The 2,860-nt window shown below is 62.9% G+C and carries 4 protein-coding genes; 1 reads left to right on the top strand and 3 read right to left on the bottom strand.

Annotation, left to right across the window (positions count from 1 at the left end):
- The first annotated feature begins 149 nt into the window (after positions 1–149).
- Positions 150–485, top strand: coding sequence for a hypothetical protein (locus GFY24_RS40745; RefSeq protein WP_153810457.1), 336 nt, complete (start codon positions 150–152; stop codon positions 483–485).
- A 158-nt stretch (positions 486–643) separates the two neighbouring features.
- Here the strand turns inward: GFY24_RS40745 and GFY24_RS40750 are convergent, their stop codons facing one another.
- The 3 genes from GFY24_RS40750 to GFY24_RS40760 form a co-directional block, all read right to left on the bottom strand.
- Positions 644–1,396 (bottom strand): hypothetical protein, encoded by a 753-nt coding sequence (locus GFY24_RS40750; protein WP_153810458.1) that lies wholly within the window; start codon positions 1,394–1,396, stop codon positions 644–646.
- A 146-nt stretch (positions 1,397–1,542) separates the two neighbouring features.
- Positions 1,543–2,028: a hypothetical protein gene (locus tag GFY24_RS40755; protein ID WP_153810459.1), complete on the bottom strand. Its 486-nt coding sequence runs from the start codon at positions 2,026–2,028 to the stop codon at positions 1,543–1,545.
- Positions 2,029–2,306: 278 nt separating this feature from the next.
- Positions 2,307–2,759 carry a hypothetical protein gene (locus tag GFY24_RS40760; RefSeq protein ID WP_153810460.1) on the bottom strand — a complete coding sequence of 151 codons (453 nt, stop codon included), beginning with the start codon at positions 2,757–2,759 and terminating at the stop codon, positions 2,307–2,309.
- Positions 2,760–2,860 lie beyond the last annotated feature (101 nt).

The following is a 2,860-nucleotide window of genomic DNA, read 5'->3' on the forward strand; positions in this document are numbered from 1 at the left end:
ACGACACCGAAGATCCTGCACCTACCCGACACCGTCTGGATCAACCGACCAGCCCAGGACACCACCCAGGAGACCGACACGACAGCCGCTTAACACCCGCTGGACTCATCCACCTTGAAAAATTCCGGGTCGGGCTCGAGGTCGCCTCGGTGGCGTTCGTCCGTGATTATCTCGAACTTGAATTCGGCACCGGTGCCCGCTTGTTCTGCTACGCGTGGCCGACTGTCGAGGTCGGCGGCACTACTCGGTTCTTCGGGGATGTCGGATATCGAGATGCGTTGTGTGCCTTGATCGATCAGGTGGTTCTATCGACCGATGAAGCGGTTGGCGTCGGGCTGCTCGTGCGGTTCGGTGTAGGCGCTCTGTCGATCCATCCGACGCTCGACGAGCTTCAGGGACCTGAAATCGCGATGCTCTCGGGGTTCGCAGACCAGGCGTTGGAGGTATGGCGTCCCGGTGAGCACACGTTCGCTGACCTCGAATGAAAAGTGCCACAACGGTTCGAACTCCCAGAAACGTCCGCACACGCCGCGACCCGCGCGTTCGTCGGCGTCCAAACCGGCCGGCCGACAGCAGCTTCGCATCGCGCTCGATGCCGATTAAAGAGATTCGGGTTGGCTGTGATCGCGTCGACGTAGGGTCGTCAGTTCCGTGGGTAACGCTGAGACGGGTCAATGGATTCGATCTGCCGGAGCTGCTCCGCGATCGCCGATTGCTCGTCGGTCTGGGTCTCGCTCGGGTGATGGATCCACCAGCCTGGCCCCCAACGCAGCACCCTGCCATACAAAGTCAATACGAGGCCATCCTCAAAATCCTTTGCCGGCACACGAATATCGCGAACCAGCGGATCACGGTCGAATCCGCCCTCGAAACGACCCTCGCCGGGTGCATACCGCAGGGTGACCTGGTCCCAGCAGTCGAAAAACACCCACTGACCCCCGTCGGCCGGGGCGTAACAGCAAACGCTCCCGACTCTCAAGCTAGGTGCGCCGAAGGCGGCCTCGACCTCACTGCGGCGCATGTCGCGCTCACCCACCCACTCCCGCAAACGAGTCAGCGGCAGCCACTCGTCCGGGTCGAGCAGTCGCTCGACAGCTAGATAGCCCAGGCGGTGGTACACCTCGGCATACACCGACGCCACCTCGTCCGTGTAGCGGCCCTCGACGTCGAAGATCGCCGCGAAAGGACCGTGGACTCCGAGTTTGCCGTAGCGCCGCAACGACTCTCGAACGTGTTCGTATTCATCGTCACGTTCGTCCAGATAGCAGAGATCCCTCAGTCGATCACCGGCTACCGTTTCCATCTCCGGGCCGGACAGGGCATACATCCCCGGCCGGGTAAACACTCGCGGCGCCTCGGCCAGCCAACGTTGCTTCAGATCTTCCGATGACCGCACCTCCCGAGCCTAGCCAGAACACGACCTCCTGGCGCATCCGGCGCTGACCGAACCGGCCAGCACCGGACACTGGAAGATCAAGTAGCCGTACCCATCCGGTTGTGGTGAACGAGATCCCGGACCACACGCCTGCGCCCGCTGGAGGCCTAGATTCGGCCGGCCATCAGCACCACACGGTCGGCGGCGGGGTCGAACCCCAGTACCGGGGATCGAGAGTCGAAGGAGTCGAACTCTGAGCACATCAGCACAGGTTTACCCAGCCGCCGCCCGATCGCGCACAGAACATCGCACAGAATGTCCACCCCGGCCTGGCCCTGCAACTCGCGAAGGTCGACATCGAAATCGATCTCGCCGAGCCAAGGACGAAAGATCATCCGCACGTTCGAGACCGGCCACACCCGCAGCGTGACGCAGTCGGCATCGTCCGGGCGGGACAGCACGTCCACCGCAGCAGGCAACTCTCGCTTGCGATCACCCTCGTAGTACTCCCACGCCCACCCCTGCGCCCGAATCAGATCGAACACCGCCTGCCAATCCTCGACCGATGCCTCCTGCACGTACACATCCGGCAGGGAACCTATCCTGTTGGGGTCGAGCAACTCCTCGACGTCATCCCACTGCAAGTCCGGCATCCCGACATGCTGCCAGCCAGCGCATCGAAGCGCAGCCCGGATTCGTGGCAGACGAGGGTATCTCGTGCTCCGCCACTCTCTGACAGGCACTGACGAAGCACCGGCTCCATGCCTGTACTTCGAACATCCTGTATTGCCGCGACCCGCGCGTTCGACCGGGCGGTCAGGGGCACGCAACGCCGTGCTACCGGAACCCCACCACATGCGGCTCACCGGTCCCCTTGACCTGGTGAGCCGCATGATCGTCCGGGATTTCCCGGTTCAACCCGTGCCGGTTTCTACGTGGCGGACGGCTCCGGGGTTCCGGCAGCGTGGCCATCGGTAGCGCTCCTGTTACCGAAGCCGCGGTGCACGCACAGCAGCTGTTCGCGGTCACTGTTCTTGTCGCGGTACACGATCAGGGCCGGGCCTGCGTTGCTGGCATGCCGACTGAGTTCCCTGTCCGGGGTCCAGTTGTTGCCATCGAAGCAGGTCCACCACAGGCTCTGGTCATAGTTTCCCCGGTGCACGCAGTACAACTTGTTCTTGAACACGGCCAGAGCCGGGCCCGCGGAGGTGCCGTGATTGGGGAACTTCCGGTCCGCGGTCCATCTGTTGCCGTCGAAGGTGGTCCACCACAGGCTCTTGTCGCTCCCGTTGCCTTTGTGGACGCAATACAACTTGCCCTGGAACACCGCCAACGCCGGGTTGGCATCGGTCGCTACTTGAGGCTCCCCCCGGATAGTGGACACCTGATTCGCAGGACTAACGGTCCTGATGGAAGGATGTTCACATGCCTCCTGGTAAGCGTCGGTCGTTCACGGCCGAGTACAAGGTCGAGGCTGCCCATCGG

This window comes from Nocardia sp. SYP-A9097 (genome assembly GCF_009649815.1).
Classification (GTDB): Bacteria; Actinomycetota; Actinomycetes; order Mycobacteriales; family Mycobacteriaceae; genus Nocardia.

Excerpts from the sequence above, each read along its gene's own strand:
- GFY24_RS40755 (WP_153810459.1), bottom strand. The coding sequence starts at position 2,028 with ATGCCGGACTTGCAGTGGGATGACGTCGAGGAGTTGCTCGACCCCAAC.